Raw genomic sequence first — 18,091 nt, forward strand, 5'->3', positions numbered from 1 at the left:
CTGCAGTCCTGTTTATTTGGAGCAGTTCAATGAAAAAACACCTGTATTCCGCTTTGGTCTGGGGAATGGCGCTTGCCATGGCCAGCGCTCCGCAGGCAGCCGACGATAAACCGGTTGACGAGGCGGGCAAGTCGGTGTCGAAAGGCAAGATTTGGTCGTATCAACCGGTCAAGGCGGCCGTGATTCCAAGCGTCAGCCAGCAAGACTGGGTACGCACGCCGATCGATGCCTATATTCTGGCTCACTTGGAGGAAAAGGGATTGACACCGTCGCCCGATACCGATAAGGCCAATTTCATCCGCCGCGCAACGCTGGATGTCTGGGGCGTGATTCCTACGCCGGCGGAGGTGCAAGCCTTCGTCGATGACGACTCGGATGATGCCTATGAAAAATTGGTGGATCGTTTGCTGGCATCGCCGAAATATGGCGAACGTCAGGCGCGCAAATGGCTCGATCTGGCCCGTTATGCCGACAGTACCGGTTTCCAGAACGACAATGACCGGCTGAACATGTGGCGTTATCGGGATTATGTGATCAACGCCTTCAATAGCGACAAACCATATAGCCGTTTCATTCAGGAACAGCTGGCCGGCGACGAGCTATGGCCGGGCGATGAACAAGCCCTGATCGCGACCGGTTTCATGGCGCAATTTCCCGACAACAGCAACTCACGCGACCTGGTACAGCGCAAATACCAGATCACCACCGACATCACCGACACGGTCGGCAAGGTGGTGCTGGGACAGACTCTGGAATGCGCGCGCTGCCATAACCACAAGTTCGACAAGATCAGCCAAAAGGATTATTTCTCGTTCCAGGCCTTTTTTGCGAATATCGCGCCGGTAGACAACATTCCTGTGCGTAACAAAGGAGAAAACGAAGCCCAATACGAAGCCCAGTACGCCAAATGGGATGAAGCGACCAAAGAGATTCGTGCCAAGCAAAAAGCCATCATAGACACTCATCGTGAGGAGGCCCTCAAATATCACAAGGAACGTTATCTGACCGACTCGCGCGAAGCCATCTTCAAGCCCAAGGAACAGTGGACCGCTCAGGATCGCTGGGTCAATCACCGCTTGGCCAATGTCACCAATGAGGCCAGTCTGCAATCTTTTTTTCAGGAACGGGGTGAAAGCAGCGATCCTAAAACGTTCGACAAGAAAATCGCCGAACAGTGGGCCGAACTCGAAAAGCTGAACAAGGAATTACGCAAATTCGATGAACTGAAACCGTCCACCAGTTCCAACAAGATTTCGGCGATGACCGAACTGGGGCATGCCGATGCTCCGCCGTCGTTCGTGTTCGCGGTGGGGGATCACGAGAAGCCGCAGGAGCAAGTCGAACCGGCTTTTCCGGCGGCGATTACTGACGAGAAACCGGACATCAAGCCACTATCGTTTTCGTCCGGCCGCCGCTCGGCCTTGGTGAAATGGCTCACCAGTGAATCCAATCCGCTGACAGCCAGGGTTTATTTGAACCGGGTTTGGGATCAATACTTCGGCAAGGGCATCGTTGCCACCGTTTCCGATTTCGGCAAGGCAGGGGAGAAACCGACCCATCCTGAATTGCTGGATTATCTTGCTGGCAAGTTCGTCAAGGACGGTTGGAGTGTCAAGAAATTACATAGGGAAATCTTGCTGTCCAGCGTCTATCGGCAATCTTCGGAGGCGCGCGAAGAGGTCAAGCAAGCCGATCCGGAAAATAAATTGTTGGCCGTGTTCCCAAGGCAACGCCTGGAAGCCGAGCAAGTCAGGGATTCCTTGCTGGTAGCGGCCAATAAGTTGGTGGATAAGGTCGGGGGACCCAGCGTGTATCCGCCGCTGCCGTCCGCGATCAATACCAATTACCGCAACAACAACGCCCAGTTCCAGGATCGGATGTGGCGCACGTCCAAGGACGAGCAGGATCACAACCGCCGCAGTCTGTACGTGTTTACCCGGCGCTCCATTCCGTATCCTATCCTGGATTCGTTCAACATGGCGTCGCCGCAGGAAGCGCATAGCAAGCGCGAAGTAACCACCACGCCGCTGCAAGCCCTGACCCTGTTCAACAGCGAAGTGATCTTCGATTGGTCGAAGTCGTTGGCCGGCCGGGTGATCAATGAAGCCGGTGACGATAAATCAGACCGGATCAACCACTTGTACCAAATCTTGTTCGCTCGCAATGCCAGCGACGATGAGATCGATACGCTGCAAGCTTTCCTGGAGCAACAAGAGCAGGTGATACGCGACAAGGCCAAAGACGGCAAATTCGAGGTCAACGTGCCGGCCGGCGTCAAGGACAAGAAAATAGACGATCCGGTACGCGCCGCGGCTTTCGTGGATCTGGTGCATACGGTGGCCAACTCTAACGAGTTTATTTACCGCTTTTAAAACACAGAGTCCGGCTGATCTTTTTGACGAATTGCCAGCCGGTTATACAAATTTGGGATTTTGCCGAGAGTGGCTTTTTTCGATGGCTCTGACACGTTTTCCCCCCAGTGTTATTTCAGAAAGCTATTTTCGGTGCGATCCCGCCTTATGAAGAGAGAACAGTATGAACAATAGATCGAGACGTGATTTTTTGATCAAATCCGGCTACGGCATCGGTGGCTTGACCGTCAGCGCAATGCTGCCCGGCGGCGGCATCATGGCCAGCGCGCTGGCCGACGATGCGTTACTGAATGCCATTGGTGGCGACAATCCGTTGGCGACCAAGGCGCCGCATTTTGCCGCCAAGGCCAAGACCGTGATCTGGCTGCACATGGCCGGAGCCCCCAGCACGCTGGACTTGTACGATTACAAACCCGAATTGGTCAAACGTGCCGGCACGCCAATCCCGGCTTCGTTTTTGGAAGGCATCAAAACCAGTACCCAGGGCGGCATCACCAAACTCATTGCAACCCCCAGAACCTGGAAACAGCACGGTCAAAGCGGCGCCTGGTTTTCCGACTGGCTGCCCCATCTGGCCGAACATGCCGATGATCTGGCGTTCATCAAGTCCAGCGTAACGATCGGGGCGACGCACGATATTTCGATCATGAAGCTGAACTCCGGCGGGCTGAATCCGGGCCGCCCGACCTTGGGAGCCTGGGTGCAATACGCGCTCGGTTCCGCCAATCCCAATTTGCCGGCCTATGTCGTGTTGTACAACGACAAACGTGAACCGCGCGGCGGCGTAACGAATTGGGAGTCAGGCTTCCTGCCTGCTGTCTACCAAGGTACGCCTTTCCGGCCGGGGGACTCGCCGATTCTGCATTTGAAAAACCCGGAATATGTAGCGGACACCGAAAAACGCAATGCCCTGGATTTTCTGCGCAAGCTCAACGAGGCGCATGCCGGGCGTTACCCTTGGGACACGGAATTACAGGCTCGCACCGAATCCTACGATTTGGCCTACAGGATGCAAGAAACCGCGCCGGAAGCCGTCGATTACAGCAAGGAATCGGAAGCCACCAAAAAACTGTACGGGCTGGACGAGGACATCACTAAACCCTATGGCGAACTCCTGATCAGGGCCCGCCGCCTGGCCGAGCGCGGCGTGCGTTTCATCCAGGTGGTATCGGGGCCTACGGACATCAAGGGGGACAGTCGCGATTGGGATGCGCATCAGAATATCGAGGAAAACCACGGCAAACACTCGAAAATCGTCGACAAGCCAATTGCCGGTTTGTTGAAGGACCTTAAAGCCAAGGGCATGCTCGATTCGACCTTGGTGGTGTGGACCTCGGAATTCGGTCGTACCCCGTGGAGCGAATCCGGTGATGGCCGCGACCACAATCCTTGGGGCTATACCCAATGGCTGGCTGGCGGCGGGGTCAATGCCGGCTACACCCATGGCGAGACCGACGCTCTCGGCGTGCAGGCCGCCAAAGGCAAGGAAGTCGATACCTATGACCTCCATGCCACGGTACTGAATCAATTGGGCCTCGATCATTTGAAACTGATCTACAAATACCAGGGGCGCTCGGAAAGGCCGACCGTGGTGTATGGCAAGGTCATCAAGGAACTGATTACTTAGATTGAGAGAAATTTTTTGGCCGGTCGTCCGCATGTATTGGGCGGCCGGGATGGGTTTTGGTATTTGAAGGAGATCGATGAATAAATTACGACTGTTGGCCATTGTCGGCTGTTTGCTCATGAGCGGCGAATTGTATGCCGAAGCGGATTTTGACTTCGAGGAATTGATGAACGATGTGGAAACCAAAATCCAGAACGTGCAAAACAACATCGCGGCAGCCGATGCCGCCTCGGCAGGCCAGGAAACCCAGGAATTATTGGAGGCCTTCAAGCGGGTGGAAGGTTACTTTGCCAAACGCGGCGACGCCGAGGATGCCGTGCAAAATTCCAAGGATTATCAAGCGATGGCCGGCAAGATTTTACAGGCCTTGCAGGCTCAGGATTTGGCGACGGCTGGGGAGGCGGCCAATGAATTTTCCAAACAATGCCGTGGCGCCTGCCACGATAAATACAAACCGTTATAGGGACGATCATGAACAAACAAAACCTGTTGTTGGCGCTGGCCATTGCCAATTTGAGCTTTCCAGTTTTCGCCATTCTGCCGGAAGGGCATCCAGCCCCGCCCATCGAGGCGCAGGCTTCGTTTGCCGGCAAGGACTTTAAATATTCGTTACAGGCGGAGTTAAAGAAGGGGCCGGTAGTCGTGTATTTCTATCCTTCGGCCTATACGAACGGTTGCAACATTCAGGCACATAGTTTCGCGGTCAATCACGCTAAATTTGCGGACGCTGGCGCCACTATCGTAGGGGTTTCGCTGGACGACATCCAGCGGTTGAACGAATTTTCGGCCGATCCGGATTTTTGCGCCGGCAAGTTTCCGGTGGCTTCCGACGCCGATGGACGTATCGCCAAATCTTATGATCTGGCCGTACGTGATCCTGCGCCCGGTAAGACCGACAGTCGCGGCGTTGAAATCAAGCATGGTTTTGCCGAGCGCACGACTTTCGTCGTGACGCCGGACGGCAAAATCGCGGCAACGCTGGGTGGACTGCGGCCCGAGGAAAACGTCGCCAAGTCCCTGGAAATCGTGCAACAGCTGGCTGCCAAGCGACAGTCCCAATAAGTGGCGCGTCGAAAAAAATGGGCGTTCCCATATTTGTGGGTGGTGTCGTTATTCGTTTGTGTGACGTCAACGGGGCGCGCGGCCGAGAGCCTGAATGGCAATGTGGTCAAGGGCGGTGACGTAGCCATTGGCGCGCAACTCTCGGAAGCGGAACGTTGCCAGGAATGCCATGGCAAGGATGGTATCAGCGGCGATGCGCGCTTTCCCAGTCATGCCGGACAGCATGCGGGCTATTTGATCAAGCAATTGCAGGCATTCCGTTCCGGCGAGCGCCAGCATCACATAATGAACCGCATGGCCGAAGATTTAAGCGATCGAGATATGGCAGACATTGCGGCTTATTTTGCCGGGTTACCGCGTATGCGTGGTCAGAGTTTAAGGAGCGATCCGGCGATTGCACGACTATTCGCGATGGGTGACGGGGCGCGTGGACTGAAGGCCTGTGCGGAATGTCATGGCGAAGCAGGGCAAGGCAAGGTCGAGCCGGATAAGGTGTATCCCCGCCTCGGCGGTCAACGCAGAGTTTATTTGCGTGGGCAATTGGCCGCCTGGAAGCTCGGGATACGGCGCAATAGTCCAGATGACGTTATGAATGAAGCCGCCAAACGTTTGACCGACGATGAGATAGAGGCCTTGGCGGATTACCTGGAAGGTCTTTGACGTGTGTATTGATTTGGCGATGACATTCGCCGTTTTAAGATGAAGAGGAGGTCAATCAATGAAAAATACCGTCAACTGGTTGTTATATGAAACCCATCGCTGGCTGGGCATCGTGCTGGCGTTGTTCATGTTCGTCTGGTTCGGCACGGGCTTGGTGATCATGTACGCCAAACCCATGGCTAGCGGTTTGGCTGAGCAATGGTCGCACTCCGAGCGACTGGCCCCTGAGCAGGGCTGGCTGAGCCTAGGGGACGTTTGGGCGCGTAATCCGACGACTTTGGGTACGGATAATGCCGGGAAGTCTGGCGAGAAAATACCTTTGAGCATAGCCGATGCCCGCCTGGTTCGGCGTGCGGGGCAGCCGCTTTGGCTGATCGAGGATACGCGCGGTAAACAGCACGCTTGGTCAGCGTTGGATGGTAGCCCGCAAACCATTGGCCGCGAGCAGGCGTTGGCTATCGTGCAACAATGGCTTGAGCACGAGGAGGGCGATGCGCCGGCGGAATTGACGTATCTGGAATCGCTGGACAAAACCTCGCTATTGCGTAATCGAGATGCCTACGCGCCATTTCACCGCGTGGCCGATACGCGTGGTCGGCACTGGCTGATTTCCGCCCGCACCGGGGATGTGTTGCATGCATCGACGCGCCTGGATCGAGCTTTGTTCTACGCCGGTAATTGGCTGCATTTATTCAAGCCGCTGGAAGACCTGGGCTTGGGGCATATCAGACACGATGTGCAGCTTTGGTCTGGATTAGGCGCGACGATAGCCTGCTTCACCGGCTTGATCATCGGCTGGCTGCGCTGGCGGCCCGGCTGGGGCGGCAAGCCGACTTATTCGCAAGGACGCACGCAACCCTATCGGGAAAGTTGGGCCAAGTGGCATTTCTGGAGCGGCTTACTAGGGGGAGGTTTGTCTCTGGCTTGGGCCTTCAGCGGTGTGGTCGATACCAATCCCGGCAAGGTTTTTTCCGAACCGAACCCGGATAAAGTCCAATTGGCCCGCTATTTGGGCGACCGATTGCCGGACGCGATGATGGACTGGCGACCTTCTGCCGCCGTTATCAAAGCGGATGCCGATGTAGTCGAGTTGAATTGGCGGCGTTTGGGCGATAAAGCCGTTCTGTTGAGTCATGAGCGAACTGGGAAACGTGACATATATCCATTCGACGATCAACGTTATTTCGGCGAAGCCGATTTGCGCGCCGCGGCCGTCCGCATGGGGGACGGCCAACAGGTTTCGGTGATCGACTGGCTGGAAATGTACGACGACTATTACTACCCTCGCCACCATCAAGACGCCGTCGATAAGCCGTTGCCGGTATTGAAAGTGGAACTGGCCGATCCGGCTGGCACTCGGTATTACCTCGATCCGAAAGACGGCAAGGTTTTGTTGCAAGCCGACAACAGCAGACGAGTATTCCGCTGGCTGTACTCCGCGCTTCATCATTGGGATTTTGCTTGGCTGTATTACCGTCCGGCATGGGATGTCTGGATGTTGACTTGGGTCGGTTTTGGCGTCGTGCTGGGTGCTAGCTCTTTAGTGATTGGCTGGCGACGCCTCAAGAAAACCTTTGCCCCGAAAAGGAAACGCGTAATTGCTGGGACGAAAGTTCCGGAGCCCAGATTGGTGGTCGAAACGGCCAGTGATTGAGGGATTCGCATCGTCAGCATGACAATATTTTCATAATTAACAGGAGAAAAACATGGGTATCAGTCTGCCGCATCTAATGGTGGTATTGGCTATCGTCATTTTACTTTTCGGCACCAAACGCTTGAAAAACCTGGGCTCCGATTTGGGTGGGGCTATCAATGGCTTTCGCAAGGCGGTGAAAGATGCCGAGCAAACCGAGTTTTCGCTTGACCCGCGGACAGAGGCATTGGATGTTGCCTCACTCGATCGCAAACAATCCGACTGCTGAGGCCGGCTATGTTCGAGGTCGGATTCTCGGAATTATTGATGATAGGTACGGTGGCATTACTGGTCATCGGGCCGGAAAAATTACCGAAAATTGCACGTCTTACCGGTTTTTGGCTAGGCAAGGCCCGCAGCACGGTGGCCGGCATCAAGGCCGAGATTCGACAGGAGATTTATGCCGACGATCTGCGCCTGCAAACGTTAGCCGCCGAGTTGCGGCGAGGTGTCGCCGATAGCGCAACCGCCCTTGGCGATATCGAAGCGGCGATGGATGCCATTGGCCAAGAAAAGGGGGGGGGCGATTTGGCGGAGGAGGTTTTCGAAACACAGATGGAACCAACCGGAAGATAGGCGTGGGCTTGCATCCGGCTTTCGAGTGCCTCGTTCATGGTTAAAAATCGTTCAATGCTGCCATGTGGCTGACTTTGGTTTATGCGGTCATATGAGCCTAAAAACGGCAGTAAGTCCACGAAAATCACGAAATACACGAAATAAATCATTGTGTTATGAAGCTTATCGATGATTCACCTGTCCGGTGCGGCTCTTAGGCGTGATAACGGTTTGAAACTTTTCGTGATTTTCGTGTGTTTCGTGGACCCAATGATTTTTCTAGGATGATTGATATGACAACAGAGGAGGTAATTAGCGATGTGACAACGATTTAGCTCAAGGAGGATACGGTGGCCTCTGGTTGACCATCGGTTTTTTGTCTCTGGGAGAGACAGGCAGGGTTGCCAGGATGATCGGACGGAGATGGGAGCGATCGAGAGGATTTTGGCATATGGGAACGGCCTTCCGACAAGATGACACCACGACCAATCTTGTTGGGAGCGTCGTGCGGGTCCCATTGGGTGATCAGGGACGGCCCCGGTGAGTGGCTGGGGCCGTTTTTGATTTGCCGATTTCGTCAAACCTTTTCCGGCCAATTCCATTGGTACTGTGAATAGGAACTGCTCGACGGCTGTTTTGTCGCTATGGCAGCAACGCTGTTGCCCAGGTGTTGAACCCTCAACAGTTTGGCGGCAAGCCCTACGCCGATTTTCAAGTCATGTTGTCTAGCGAATCGCGATAACTGGTTGGCGGACTGGTGCGGACCTTCCCAAATTCGCAGGCCGATTCGATTGCTTTGATTGATGGCATGAAGTTCGCTAATAAATAAGCTCAACATATCTCTTTAAAGTTTTAATAAACAAATCGTCCTTCCAATGTGGATAGTCCAAATCGCCCTGCGTCGGCCTTATACCTTTGTAGTTGCAGCCTTGGTGATTCTGTTGTCGACTCCCTATGTGGTTCGGAACATGCCGACCGACATCTTTCCAGACATCGATATTCCGGTCGTGGCCATGCTTTGGGATTACAGAGGCATGACGCCTCAGGAAATCGCCTACAGGATTGCCGGTTCGGTCGAACGCAGCATGAATTTGATCGATGGCATAGAACACACCGAATCGGTTTCGATCGCCGGTTCGGCCATCATCAAGGTATTTTTTCATCCGGGCACCGACATCCGTACGGCATTGGCGCAGGTGATGGCCGGGGCCAACTCGGCCTATCGTTCGATACCGGCCGGCGTCAATCCGCCGCAGGTCATACAGTATTCGGCGGCGGACTTGCCGCTGGCGCAATTGAGCATTTCCAGCAGTACAGTGCCCGAAACGGAAATCAATGATTTGGTCGAAAAAAACGTGCGCAGCATGATGCAGTCCAAGCGCGGCGTGGCGGTAACCAGGCCCTATGGCGGGAAAAGTCGGCAGATCGCCATCGACATCGATCCGGCGGCACTGCTGGCGCGTGGCTTGACCGCGGCCGATTTGGTCAACGCGATGGGCGAACAGAATCTGATTCTACCGACGGGTAGCATCAAGATTGGTGATTCGGAATACGACGTGACGCTGAATGGAGCGATCGCCAATATAGCCAGCATCGGCGATATTCCGGTCAAGACGATCAATGGCAATACCCTGTTGATCAAGGATGTCGCGACGGTTCGAGACGGTGCCGAAGTGGCTACCACCATTGCCCGGCAAAACGGCGAACGCGGAATTATCGAATCTATTTTCAAGGTGGGTCGGGTTTCTACCCTGGATGTCGTGGCGCATGCCAGGCAATCGATCGCCGAATTATCAAAGCTGATGCCGGAAGGCATCAATATGCGCCTGATGTTCGACCAATCGTTGTTCGTCAAGGCCGCCATCGGCAACGTGTTGCACGAGGCCTTGATCGCCGCGGCGTTGACCGCGGCCATGTTGTTGCTGTTTTTGGGCAATTGGCGTACCACTTGCATCATCGCGGTATCGATTCCCTTGTCCATTCTGGTTTCGCTGATTGCCTTGTTTCTGTTGGGGGAAACCATCAATTTGATGACCATGGGTGGTTTGGCGCTGGCGGTCGGCATTTTGGTGGATGACGCCACGGTGGAAATCGAGAACGTCGAGCGGCAGATGTTGCTGGGTAAAAATCCGCAGCAGGCGATACTGGATGGGGCGGCCGAAATCGCGATGCCCGCGCTGGTATCGACCTTATGTATTTGCATCGTGTTCATGCCGATGTTCTTTCTAACCGGGGTTTCCCGTAGTCTGTTCGTGCCAATGGCGGAAGCGGTCATATTCGCGATGCTGGCATCGTACATATTGTCCAGAACCTTGGTGCCGACCTTGGTGATGTTCGTGATGCGCGAGCATCGTCGGCCACCTCGGCTGGAACAGGCGGCGCAAGTTAATGTGTTTCAACGCATCCATCAGCGCTTTGAAACCGGTTTCGAGCGGTTTCGCGGGCATTATTTGGTTGTGATCAGTCATCTGCTGAAACAAAGACTGGCTTACGGCGCGGTCATGCTGGCTTTCTGCCTGGCCTCTTTGGCGTTGCTGCCGTTACTGGGGCAGGATTTGTTTCCTCCGGTCGATACCGGCCAGCTGCGTTTGCACGTGCGGGCCGCGTCCGGAAGCCGTTTGGAAGAAATGCCCAAGCTGATCGATGAAGTTGAAGACGCGATCCGGGCGGAAATCCCGGCCAGCGAATTGCAGGATATTCTGGATATCATCGGTGGGCCTTATAGCACGCGCAATACCTTGTTCGGCAACAGCGGCACGGTGGAAACGGCGGATACGGAAATCATGATCGCGCTGCGGCCCGAGCATCAAACGCCAAGCGCGGAATACGTCAAGCGCTTGCGCGCCGGACTGCCGGAGCGTTTTCCCGGCATCGAATTTTTCTTCCATCCGGCCGATCAAGTCAGTCAAACCTTGAACTTCGGCGTTCCCGCGCCGATCGACATTCAGTTCATGGGGGGCAAGCCGGAAGCTGTTTTGCCGCTGGTGGTGGAACTCAACAACCGTTTGCGGCAGATTCCCGGCATCGTCGATGCCCACGTCTATCAACGTCCACACAAGCCGTCCCTGCATCTGGAAATGAACCGTACCCAATTGCAACAGCTGGGCCTGACCGCGCGCAACGTTGCCCAGAGCCTGTTATTGACCTTGAGCGGCAGCATGCAGACCACGCCCACTTATTGGCTAAACCCCGACAATGGCTTTACCGTGAACATTGGGGTGATGGGCAATCCGCTGAGTCTGGATAATCTGGATATATTGATGCGCACGCCGGTAGCGGGCCAGGATAACGGCAAACCGCAATTGCTCGGCAACCTGGTGACGGTAAAACGTAGCGTGCAGCCGGCGGCGGTGACGCATTACAACACCGATAATGTATTCAACGTGTACGCCAGCGTGGAAGACAGAGATCTTGGAGCCGTCGCCGGACAAATTGCAAAATTGGTCGAGGAATACCGTGAACGCTTGCCGCGGGGGGCGCAAATTGCGGTGCGTGGACAGATTCAAACCCTGGAGTCGTCGTTCACCGGGCTTGCAACCGGATTGGCGGTGGCCATCGTGTTGTTATATCTGCTGCTCGTGGTCAATTTTCAATCCTGGCTGGATCCCGCCATCATTGTCAGCGGCCTGCCGGCCGCGCTGGCCGGCGTTGCCTGGTTGTTGTTCCTGACCGGTACCACCCTCAGCATTCCGGCCTTGACCGGTAGCATCATGGTGATGGGCGTATCCACCGCCAACAGCATTTTGGTGGTTTCGTTCGCGCGCACGCGGCTGGCGGCCGGCGTGCCACCCGTTACGGCGGCATTGGAAGCGGCCGCCACACGCTTGCGGCCGGTATTGATGACCGCGTTCGCGATGATAGCCGGCACGTTGCCGATGGCGTTGGGCTGGGGCGAAGGCGGCGAGCAAAATGCACCGCTCGGCCGTGCCGTGATCGGCGGTTTATCGTTCGCGACAGTCTCGACGCTGTTGTTCGTGCCCCTGGTGTTCGCAGCCGTTCACCATAGGCTGAAATTGCGCCGTCGCCTTTCTTTTTCCAGTTTGATTCAACCCGCGCAACCATGACTCAGCAACATCCTCCTTTCGATCTGTCACTCGTCGACGGTACTCGTAATACCCTCAAGTTGAGCCGGTATGTGCTTTCGGTATTGTTGCTGGCCTTGCTCATAGCGGCTGGCTGGCGCGTTTACCAGATGTCACGGGCTGATCGCGCCGTTGCGCAACGTACCTCGGCCGCACTGACTCGCAGCGTTATCACGGTTCAGGCCAGACCCGGCCTGGTATCGCACAGGTTGGTATTGCCGGCGACACTGCGCGGAAATTTGGAAACGCCTCTTTATGCCAGAACCAACGGTTATCTGAAAGTCTGGCATAAGACCATTGGCGACCGGGTGACAAAAGGCGAGGTTTTGGCCGAGATTGACGTGCCTGAACTGGAATACGAATTGGCGCAGGCGCGCGCCGAGCGCGAACGTGCCGAAGCGCGGCTGCGTCTGGCTCGCTCGACCCTTGATCGCTGGTTATCGTTGCGGGACAGCGAAAGCCTGGTGGAACAGGAGGTAGAAGAAAAACGCGGCGAATTTCAGCAGGCCGAGGCCGATCTGGCCGCTGCCAGCGCCAATGTCAAACGGTTGGAACAAATCCAGCGTTACCGCTTAGTCACGGCGCCGTTCACCGGAGTCATCAGTCGCCGCACCGTCGACGTGGGGCAGTTGATCGGCAATGGCAATCAGGAGTTGTTCGCCATCACGCAAACCGATCCGTTGCGTCTTACCATTTGGGTGCCGCAAATACATGCCGATCGAGTCAAGCCGGGACAATCGGTGGCCGTGCATCTGGCCGGCAGCCGTGACACCACGGCGTTGGCGCGGGTCGAGCACCTGGCGGGGGCGCTGGATGCCGCCACCCGTAGCCTGCAAGTCGAGTTGACGCTAGACAATCGTAATGGGCAATGGTTACCGGGGGCCTACGTCGAAGCGAACATTGAGCTTGCCACAAATGCTCAGCCTTTACCGGTCGTGCCGGCTAATACCCTGGTCATTGACCAGCAAGGCGTCCAGGTCGTCGTTGTAAATGAACAGCAGCAGATTCGTTTTCAACCGGTCGTGCTGGGGCGTGATTTCGGCAGGGAAGTCGAGATCGTCGAAGGCATTTCGCTGGACGACAAACTGGTTGCCAATCCTTCCGACTTATTGGTGGAAGGCGAGGTCGTCAAAGCCGTGATCGCGCAGGCAGACCAGAACAAACGCGCCCAAGCCGGACGCGACTGAGCCTGTTGCGCCGCGAGGCCTGATCGCCGGCTAATGGCCGTCGTCGTTATCAATCTTAAATTATCGCTTTATCCATGAACCTTAAAACCGCAGACAGTCCACGAAAAGCTCGAAAGATACGAAATAAAACAGATGGTTACGACACGTGATTTAGTCACTCACAAGGTGTCGGATTTTTGAGCAACAACTTTCTGATACTGTTCGTGATTTTCGTGGAGCAAATGATGTTTATGGGATGAATGTATGCATATTCGTTTGAATCGTTTTAGGTTGCTGATAAGTACCGTAGCCTTGCAAGCCGGTTGCACGCTTGGCCCCGATTATGTCAGGCCAGAAATGCCGGTGCCGGCCGAATTTAAGGAGGCCGAGGGATGGAAACAAGCTCAACCCAGCGATGACAGGATACACGGGGAATGGTGGCGTCTATTCGGTGATTCGCGGCTCGATACGCTGGAAGCACAGGTGGCCGGCGCCAACCAGTCCGTACTGCAAGCCGAAGCGCAATACCGGCAGGCCCAGTATTGGGTGCAATCTTCCCAGTCATCGTTGCTGCCGGTCGCTAAATTAACCGCCAGCTTTAACCGTTTTGAGGCCGCTACCGGCCAAAATGTGGCGGTGGCCGGCGTCCGCAACCTGTTCAACCAGGCAGTCAATATCGCCTGGGAGCCCGATTTGTGGGGCAGGGTAAGCCGCGAAATAGAAAGCAATATTGATATTGCTCAAGCCAGCGCAGCCAATCTGCAGGCCTTGCGCTTGTCGATTCAGGCCACACTAGCGGACAATTATTTCCAGCTCAAATCCTTGGACGAGCAAAAAAAGATACTGAATGAAACGGTGGAATCTTTTGCCAAGACATTGAAAATCAATCAAGACCGCTACCAGGCCGGCATGCTCGGCAAAAACGACGTTGCCCAGGCCCAAGCACAATTAGATTCGGCGCGGGCGCAAGCCGTGGCCGTGGATTTACACCGCGCCAAATTGGAACATGCTATCGCGGTATTGCTCGGTAAAAACCCTTCCGAACTCAGCTTGGCTACGATGAGTTTGGATAACGAACCGCCTCCCGTTCCCAGCGTATTACCGTCCGAACTCCTTGAGCGGCGACCCGATATCGCCGCGGCCGAGCGCAACGTTGCTGCCGCGAACGCCAAAATCGGCGTGGCCAAGGCGGCTTATTTTCCGACCATCAATTTGTCGGCAACCAATGGGTTTCAATCAACTAATGCCGATACCTTGTTCACTGCCGCCAGACGCTATTGGTCTTTGGGGCCTGCCGCGGCGGCGTTGACAATATTCGACGGGGGTAGGCTGAACGCTCAATATAAACAAGCGATAGCCGATTACGACGCCAGCGTCGCGGCTTATCGTCAAACCGTGCTGAACGGCTTTCAGGAGGTCGAAGACAGTCTGGCGGCAACCCGCGTGCTGGCGGAGCAGCAGCAAGTGTTGGAACAGGCCGCCGCGGCAGCCGAACAAGCCTTACTGTTGACCCAGGATAGGTATCGTGCCGGAACGATTAGCTATTTGAACGTGCTGGCTTCGCAAACAGTGGCGCTGAATAATCGCCTGGCTGCCGTGCAGTTGCGCGGTCAGCGTTTTAGTAACGCAGTGCAGCTGGTTAAGGCACTCGGCGGCGGTTGGCAGGAGGGACAACTTCCGACAGAAGACCAGGTCGATGGAGACCGAAAATGGACGGAATATCTAATTTTTCCGGTCGAATGAATTTTCGGACCGGAGTATGACGTGAATATGCTCAGGTAGATTCGTCGGTGGTTTCGCTGTCGGAATCGCTTGCTGGGCAAGCCGATTATCTTTACGGCAAAACTAACGGTCGGGTGATTGTGCAAGACAGGCCGATAGCGTTTCCAGTATATCCACGCGCAGGTCGGTCAAGTGGCGTGGATGCTGGTCAAGAGGCTTTTGGGCCATTAATTTTCTGACTGTTATAACGCGTTTTTACGCTGCGATTTCGGGATTCGACCGGTTGCTTTGAGCCAGCAGTTCACCGATGAAATATTGCAGATAGGAGGGCAGGTACATGTGCTTCAAATAGGCGATTTTGGTGCGCGAGCGTGCAATCAAATGCGACAAATCCAAGGCGATCAAATCAGCGTCATTTTGGGGCTCGTAGCAGGTACTGGAAATGATGCCTACCCCCAAACCCAGGCGCACGTAAGTTTTGATGACTTCGGAATCGGCCGCCGCCAGCGTAACATCCAGTTCCAGTCCTGCGGCTTTAAAGGCTTTTTCGATATTGGAGTAACCGGTGTAGCCGGGGGAATAGGTCAGCAGCGGAAAAGAAGCGAGCCGTTTTAAAGCGATATCGCCGAGGGTAAGAGGATGGTTCTTGGGGACGATGGCGACATGATGCCAATCGTAACAAGGGGTAATGACCAGCCGTTCGTCCGCATCCAATTTTTCGGTGCAAATTGCGATGTCGGCTTTGTGGTGATGCAACAGGTCGATGATCTCGCCCGGCGACGATTGCACCATGTAGATTTTGATCTGCGGGTATTGCATGCGAAACTTCCTGATGGGTTCCGGCAGCAAATATTTAGCCTGCGTATGGGTGGTGGCAATATGCAATGCGCCGGTGCGGTTATCTCGATAATCGTTGGCTATCGTTTGCAGATTCCTGCGCGCCAGGTCGATTTGCTCGACTTCTTCCATGACGCGCAGACCGAGCGGGGTAAAGCCGTGAATTTTTTTGCCGGTCCTCAGCAGAATTGGCGCGCCTAATTCTTCCTCCAATAACTGAACTTGCCGGCTGGCAGCCGATTGCACGATATTCAATTTTTCGCCAGCCTTGGAAAGATTGAAATGGGTTTCTTCCAGGTACCTAAGCAATTCGAGTTGATTGAAATTCATGCGGATGCATTCCTGTACTTATACATTTTTTAGTTGAACCAATGGGCATGTTTAATGCGTAAAGCGACCCGATCGCCTTTATTCAAGGCCAAGTCACGAAATTGTTCATTGGGCATTTCGGCGTAGATCGTGGTAGCCGAACCGTTATAACCGTCGCGGTTGAGCTCCAGTCTGATGGTGCCGCCCAGGTGTTGCCAATCGTTCAAATACACCGGCGATTTCGCGGGATTGGCGGCTTTTTCGACGCTGATGTTGTGCGGACGGACATGGGCGATGATGCCCTTCGGTTCGTCGACGATAATGCCGGCGCTTTCGAGCCAGGCACTGTCTTCCTTTTGTAAATGAAAAATGTTGGTTTGGCCGATGAAGCGGGAGACGAAATCGCTTTGTGGCTGGTCGTAAATCTCGCTGGGCGTGCCTTTCTGCTCGATCTTGCCGTGATTCAACACCACGATCTGGCTGGCGACTTCCATGGCTTCTTCCTGATCATGGGTGACGAAAATGCTGGTGACGTTGAGTTCTTGGTGCAGATGCCGCAGCCATAGGCGCAAGTCCTTGCGCACGCTGGCATCCAGCGCGCCGAAAGGTTCGTCCAGCAGCAACACCGATGGCTCCACCGCCAGGGCTCTGGCCAAGGCGATGCGCTGGCGCTGGCCACCGGAGAGTTGATCCGGGAAACGGTCGTGCAGCCAGTCCAGTTGCACCAGTTGCAACAGCGAATGCACTTTGTCCTTGATTTGCGCCTCGCTGGGCCGTAGTTTGCGCGGCTTGACCCTGAGGCCGAAGGCAATGTTGTCGAACACCGTCATGTGCCGGAATAGGGCGTAATGCTGGAATACGAAGCCAATCTGCCGCTCCTTGACCGGTTGCGCGGTGACGTTATCGCCTTGCAAATACACTTCGCCGTGATCGGTCTGTTCCAGGCCGGCGATGATGCGCAGCAAGGTAGTTTTGCCGCAGCCCGAAGGGCCCAGCAGTGCAACCAGTTCGCCTTCCGGAATGTCGAGATTGATGTCATCCAGGGCTTTGAAGGCACCGAATTGTTTGCTGATATGCTGTAACTGTATGCTCATGACGAAATACTCTTGTTGAGGGGTTACGAGGGCGCATTGGCAGCGCGCGCTGCTTTCAGGTCTTGTTGCTGCTTCCATTCCAAAACGGTTTTGACGACCAGCGTCACGACCGCCAGGCTGGCCAGCACGGAGGCACTGGCGAAGGCGCCGACGAAGTCGTATTCGTTGTAACTGACTTCCACATGCAAAGGCAGTGTGTTGGTCAGGCCGCGAATGTGGCCGGATACCACCGACACCGCGCCAAATTCGCCCATGGCGCGGGCGTTGCAGAGCAGCACGCCGTACAGCAGGCCCCATTTGATATTGGGCAGGGTGATCTTGAAAAAGGTTTGCCAGCCGCTAGCGCCCAAGGACAAGGCGGCTTCTTCCTCTTCGTGGCCGATTTCCTGCATCAGCGGGATCAATTCTCGGGCGACGAACGGAAAGGTCACGAACAGTGTGGCTAGGATGATGCCGGGCACCGCGAATACGATCTTGATGTCATGTTCCGACAGCCACGGCCCCAACCAACCCTGGGCGCCGAATACCAGCACGTAAATCAAACCGGCAATCACCGGCGACACCGAAAACGGCAAATCGATCAGCGTGATCAAAAAGCTTTTGCCGCGAAACTCGAAGCGGGCGATGGCCCAGGCCGCACTGACGCCGAACAGCGTGGTCAGCGGCACGGTGATGGCGGCGGTCAGCAAGGTCAACCGCATGGCGGCCAAGGTATCGGGATGGGTGAGACTACTGGCGTAAGCCGACCAGCCCTTGGCAAAGGCCTGGATCAACACGGCTGCCAGCGGCAAAATCAAAAACAGGGCGATGATGGCCAGCGTCGCGACCGTCAGGCTCAAACGCACCCAGTGCGCGTCGCTCAGACTGATGTTTTTGGCAGATCTAGTGAGAGTGATGGCTGAACTATTCATG

General features: G+C 55.2%; 14 protein-coding genes. 11 read left to right on the top strand and 3 right to left on the bottom strand.

Going from position 1 to position 18,091, the window contains the following annotated elements; all coding sequences use genetic code 11:
• The first annotated feature begins 29 nt into the window (after positions 1–29).
• The 11 genes from NM686_RS09295 to NM686_RS09345 all read left to right on the top strand — a co-directional run bounded on the left by NM686_RS09295 (position 30) and on the right by NM686_RS09345 (position 14,960).
• Complete coding sequence (locus tag NM686_RS09295) at positions 30–2,372, top strand: DUF1549 and DUF1553 domain-containing protein (RefSeq protein WP_255187601.1); 2,343 nt, start codon at positions 30–32, stop codon at positions 2,370–2,372.
• A 163-nt stretch (positions 2,373–2,535) separates the two neighbouring features.
• Positions 2,536–3,999 (top strand): DUF1501 domain-containing protein, encoded by a 1,464-nt coding sequence (locus tag NM686_RS09300; protein ID WP_255187602.1) that lies wholly within the window; start codon positions 2,536–2,538, stop codon positions 3,997–3,999.
• Between the two features lie 76 nt (positions 4,000–4,075).
• Positions 4,076–4,462 carry a cytochrome c gene (locus tag NM686_RS09305; protein ID WP_255187603.1) on the top strand — a complete coding sequence of 129 codons (387 nt, stop codon included), beginning with the start codon at positions 4,076–4,078 and terminating at the stop codon, positions 4,460–4,462.
• An 8-nt stretch (positions 4,463–4,470) separates the two neighbouring features.
• Entirely contained in the window at positions 4,471–5,061 is a 591-nt protein-coding gene (locus NM686_RS09310) for a peroxiredoxin (RefSeq protein WP_255187604.1), read from the top strand.
• Between the two features lie 60 nt (positions 5,062–5,121).
• Positions 5,122–5,721 carry a c-type cytochrome gene (locus NM686_RS09315; RefSeq protein WP_255187605.1) on the top strand — a complete coding sequence of 200 codons (600 nt, stop codon included), beginning with the start codon at positions 5,122–5,124 and terminating at the stop codon, positions 5,719–5,721.
• 58 nt (positions 5,722–5,779) lie between these two features.
• Positions 5,780–7,375: a PepSY domain-containing protein gene (locus tag NM686_RS09320; protein ID WP_255187606.1), complete on the top strand. Its 1,596-nt coding sequence runs from the start codon at positions 5,780–5,782 to the stop codon at positions 7,373–7,375.
• Between the two features lie 52 nt (positions 7,376–7,427).
• Positions 7,428–7,643, top strand: a complete 216-nt coding sequence (locus NM686_RS09325; protein WP_255187607.1) for a Sec-independent protein translocase subunit TatA — start codon at positions 7,428–7,430, stop codon at positions 7,641–7,643.
• Positions 7,644–7,651: 8 nt separating this feature from the next.
• Positions 7,652–7,990, top strand: a complete 339-nt coding sequence (tatB, locus tag NM686_RS09330; RefSeq protein WP_255187608.1) for a Sec-independent protein translocase protein TatB — start codon at positions 7,652–7,654, stop codon at positions 7,988–7,990.
• A gap of 854 nt (positions 7,991–8,844) precedes the next feature.
• Positions 8,845–12,033 (top strand): efflux RND transporter permease subunit, encoded by a 3,189-nt coding sequence (locus NM686_RS09335; protein WP_255187609.1) that lies wholly within the window; start codon positions 8,845–8,847, stop codon positions 12,031–12,033.
• Positions 12,030–13,238 (top strand): efflux RND transporter periplasmic adaptor subunit, encoded by a 1,209-nt coding sequence (locus NM686_RS09340; RefSeq protein WP_255187610.1) that lies wholly within the window; start codon positions 12,030–12,032, stop codon positions 13,236–13,238. The genes NM686_RS09335 and NM686_RS09340 overlap by 4 nt, the downstream gene beginning before the upstream one ends.
• Before the next feature lie 243 nt (positions 13,239–13,481).
• Complete coding sequence (locus NM686_RS09345) at positions 13,482–14,960, top strand: efflux transporter outer membrane subunit (RefSeq protein ID WP_255187611.1); 1,479 nt, start codon at positions 13,482–13,484, stop codon at positions 14,958–14,960.
• Positions 14,961–15,194: 234 nt separating this feature from the next.
• Here the strand turns inward: NM686_RS09345 and NM686_RS09350 are convergent, their stop codons facing one another.
• Genes NM686_RS09350 through cysW form a run of 3 tightly spaced genes read right to left on the bottom strand, consistent with a single transcriptional unit; the run spans position 15,195 to position 18,090 of the window.
• Positions 15,195–16,106 carry a LysR substrate-binding domain-containing protein gene (locus NM686_RS09350; RefSeq protein WP_255187612.1) on the bottom strand — a complete coding sequence of 304 codons (912 nt, stop codon included), beginning with the start codon at positions 16,104–16,106 and terminating at the stop codon, positions 15,195–15,197.
• A gap of 29 nt (positions 16,107–16,135) precedes the next feature.
• The gene (locus NM686_RS09355) at positions 16,136–17,179 is read right to left on the bottom strand and encodes a sulfate/molybdate ABC transporter ATP-binding protein (protein ID WP_255187613.1); all 1,044 of its coding nucleotides are present in this window, start codon (positions 17,177–17,179) and stop codon (positions 16,136–16,138) included.
• Between the two features lie 23 nt (positions 17,180–17,202).
• Positions 17,203–18,090 carry a sulfate ABC transporter permease subunit CysW gene (gene cysW / locus NM686_RS09360; protein WP_255187614.1) on the bottom strand — a complete coding sequence of 296 codons (888 nt, stop codon included), beginning with the start codon at positions 18,088–18,090 and terminating at the stop codon, positions 17,203–17,205.
• Position 18,091: the final 1 nt, after the last annotated feature.

The sequence above is a fragment of the Methylomonas rapida genome, assembly GCF_024360925.2.
GTDB lineage: Bacteria > Pseudomonadota > Gammaproteobacteria > Methylococcales > Methylomonadaceae > Methylomonas > Methylomonas rapida.